At 39.7% G+C, this 3,649-nt stretch carries 2 protein-coding genes; one reads left to right on the top strand and one right to left on the bottom strand.

Annotation, left to right across the window (positions count from 1 at the left end):
- Window positions 1-129 precede the first annotated feature (129 nt).
- Window positions 130-2,289 (bottom strand): ATP-dependent Clp protease ATP-binding subunit, encoded by a 2,160-nt coding sequence (locus L634_RS0128270; protein WP_026585277.1) that lies wholly within the window; start codon window positions 2,287-2,289, stop codon window positions 130-132.
- A gap of 211 nt (window positions 2,290-2,500) precedes the next feature.
- On the opposite strand from L634_RS0128270, the gene L634_RS0128265 reads away from it, so the two are divergent.
- Entirely contained in the window at window positions 2,501-3,550 is a 1,050-nt protein-coding gene (locus L634_RS0128265) for a YkvI family membrane protein (RefSeq protein ID WP_026585276.1), read from the top strand.
- The last annotated feature ends 99 nt before the right edge of the window (window positions 3,551-3,649 follow it).

Below are 3,649 nucleotides of genomic sequence, written 5' to 3'. Positions count from 1 at the left end.
CATTTAAATCACCTCAAGCATTGTATTACTTCTATTTTAAAATAAAAAAGACTGCAGACAAGCACGATTTTCATCGAGTTTGTCGACAGTCTGAGGCGGAATAATAATTCCGCCTTATTTCTATTTATTTTAGTTAATTGTTTTGATGGTGATTGTCCCGTTTTCAAGAACAGCTTTTAGTTTGCTATAGCCGCCTTTGTCAATGATGAAATCAGCAATTCTGTCTTCAAGTTCATCCTGTATCACTCTTCTTAATGGACGGGCACCGAATTCCGGGTGGTATCCATCTTCAGCCAGCTTCTCTTTGACTTCCTGTGTAACAGTGAGCTCAATTTCCTGTTCTTTCAATGTTTCCTGAAGCTCATTTAGCATTAAATCAACAATTTTGATTAAATGCTCTTTTTCTAAAGCTTTGAATTCAATAATGCTGTCAAAGCGGTTCAGGAATTCAGGCTTAAAGAAGCTTCCCAGTGAGTCAAGAATGCCTGACTCTTTGACCGCATCGGTAGTCCCAAAGCCGACATGGATTTCTTTATGCCCAACTCCTGCATTACTTGTCATAATAATGACTGTATCCTTAAAGCTTACTGTTCGGCCCTGGCTGTCTGTCAGGCGGCCATCTTCGAGGATTTGAAGGAACATGTGCTGTACATCAGGGTGTGCTTTTTCAATCTCATCCAGCAAAATAATACTGTATGGATTTCTGCGGACTTTCTCTGTCAGCTGCCCAGCTTCTTCATGACCAACATATCCAGGAGGTGAGCCAATAATTTTAGAAATACTGTGCTTTTCCATATATTCACTCATATCCAGCCTGATCATGCTATCCTTCGAACCGAATAGTTCTTCTGCGAGTGTTTTGGTTAACTCGGTTTTACCTACACCTGTAGGCCCAACAAAAAGGAATGAACCAATTGGGCGATGCTTTGATTTTAAGCCTGCGCGGCTGCGGCGAATTGCTTTAGAGACCTTTTGTACTGCTTCTTTCTGTCCAATTACTTTTTCAGAAAGGTTTGTTTCTAGATTTTGCATTTTTTCCTGTTCATTTTCAACAAGTTTGCCAACAGGGATACCGGTTTTCTTTTCGATAATCTCTTGAATGTGACTAACTTCAATGATAGGACGTTCAGCCTTGTTGTCACCGCTTAACTCCTTTTGCAGCTTTAATTCTTCTTCGCGAAGCTTTGCAGCCTCTTCATATTTTTCTTCTTTTAATACAAGTTCTTTCTGCTTGCTGATTTCTTCAAGGCGCTTTTCAATATCTTCAGCCGGTGCAAAGCCTGATTCAAGATTACGTTTAGAGCCTGCTTCATCCATTAAATCGATCGCTTTGTCAGGAAGGAATCGATCCTGAATGTAGCGGCTTGATAATTGTACACAAGCCTTAATCGCTGCATCAGTGAAAGAAACCTCATGGTAATCTTCGTATTTTTCCTTGAGTCCCATCAGGATTTCAATTGCCTCATCAGCATTCGGCTCCTGTACATGAACCGGCTGGAATCTGCGTTCTAATGCCGGATCTTTTTCAATTTGACGGTATTCCTTCAGTGTAGTTGCACCGACAACTTGAAGCTCGCCCCTTGCAAGTGCAGGTTTTAAAATGTTGCCTGCATCCATTGATCCTTCTGCTGAGCCTGCACCGACAAGCAAGTGGATTTCATCAATAAATAGAATAATATTCTTGCGGACCTGCAGTTCAGAGATCAATTGCTTCATACGTTCTTCGAATTGGCCGCGAATTCCCGTATTTGCGACTAGAGAGGCAACATCAAGCAAATAAACTTCTTTGTTCAAAAGCTTTTTAGGTACCGTGCCTTCAGAAATTTTTATGGCAAGACCCTCCGCGATGGCTGTTTTACCTACTCCGGGTTCACCAATTAATACAGGGTTATTTTTGCTTCTTCTATTTAAGATTTCAATTACACGCTTTACTTCTTCATCTCTTCCTATGACAGGATCAATTAAGCCAGCTTTGGCTAGCTGAGTCAGATTTCTTCCAAATTGATCTATAAATCCTCTGTTTCCATTATTATGCTTAGGTGCTTCTTCTAGAGGAGAAATCGAAAATTGTTCATTACCCTGAGAGGAAGCCATCTTTTTAAGGAAATCCTCCAGTGGCATTTGGCCAAAACCTGAAAAGCCATTCAAAGCCGGTCCAAAGGAAGTAAGGCTTTTTTGCTTTTCATTTTGATAACAGCTGTGGCAAAGGTTTAAATTTCGTTCATTTCCATTTACATTCATTCTTAAATGTACATTTGCTTCTTTTGTTTGGCATTTTTGACAAAGCATTTAGCATACCTCCATATAAAATTTTTTGGTCTGACTTTGACTATCTTTGACCTTGTAACCTAATTATATTTTGACCTTCTTTGACTTTCAAGTATTTTTTTACTGGTATTTTTTAGTGGATAAAATTTTTCTTTATTACTCCATTAATTGCAAAAAAGCTCGTCTTTGTTTGTACTAGCCCACATATATTGGAATGGAAGGAGGAGATTGAGTGAGAACGAACTGGGGGGCGGCTTTCCAGATCGCTGCCGTTTATGTGGGCACCGTAGTGGGTGCAGGCTTTGCAACCGGGAGAGAGATTGTAGAGTTTTTTACCCGATTTGGCTTTATTGGCTTAGTAGGCATCTTAATGAGCGGTTATATTTTTATTTTTCTGGGATCAAAATTAATGCGAATCTCCGCCCGTATTAAGGCCGCTTCATATCAGGAATTAAATGAATACCTTTTTGGCAGGTTTTTTGGTACTGCCATTAATATATTGATGTTATTTATGTTATTGGGTGTATGTGCAGTGATGCTTTCAGGAGCTGGCGCTGTATTTGAAGAACAGATTGGGATAGGGAAAATGACGGGGCTGCTTATTACAATAGGTTTAACGATCATTACAATGATCGTTGGCATACGAGGGTTATTTGCAGTTAATACATTTGTCGTGCCAATGATGATCGTATTTAGTTTTATTTTAATGTTCATTAGCATGAAGCTTCCGAACTTTACAGAGCGGGTAATGTTTATTCCTTTTGCTGAAGATGGTTGGAAAGCAGTTGTTGCTCCGTTCTCCTATACAGCCTTAAACCTGACGCTGGCTCAGGCTGTTTTAGTGCCTGTTGCTTCTGAAATAAAGGATGACCGAATAATTAAATGGGGCGGATATTTAGGGGGAGCTGCCCTTACAATCATCCTGATATCAAGCCACTTAACACTGGTCATGCTCCCGAATATCGAATCCTATGACATTCCAATGGCTGCAATTGTGAAAACACTGGCTTCGTCTATTTATTGGATATTTGTTTTTGTCATTTATGGAGAAATTTTCACATCCGTGATTGGCAATGTTTTCGGAATCGAAAGGCAGATCAAAAAGTATATTTCGCTGCCGAGCATTATTACAGTAAGCGTCATTTTTATTATTTGCTACTTTATAAGCCTGATTAATTATGGAACCTTGCTATCTTATTTATACCCGATTTTCGGCTATGTCAGTTTAACCTTTATCATCCTGTTATGGATGAAACCGTTCGATGAAAAAGAGAAAGAATAAAGGGAAGTAAGTATCCGCCCGTAAAACGGGCGGTTTTAATTTCGCCCTATAAGGGCACTTTACTGACAATCCCCTAAAGGGGACTCTAAATTGACCGTC

This window comes from Bacillus sp. J33, assembly GCF_000518885.1.
In the GTDB taxonomy this organism is placed as follows: Bacteria; Bacillota; Bacilli; order Bacillales; family Cytobacillaceae; genus Cytobacillus.
Note: the sequence above shows the minus strand (reverse complement) of the source record. Positions and strands in the feature narration are given on the sequence as shown.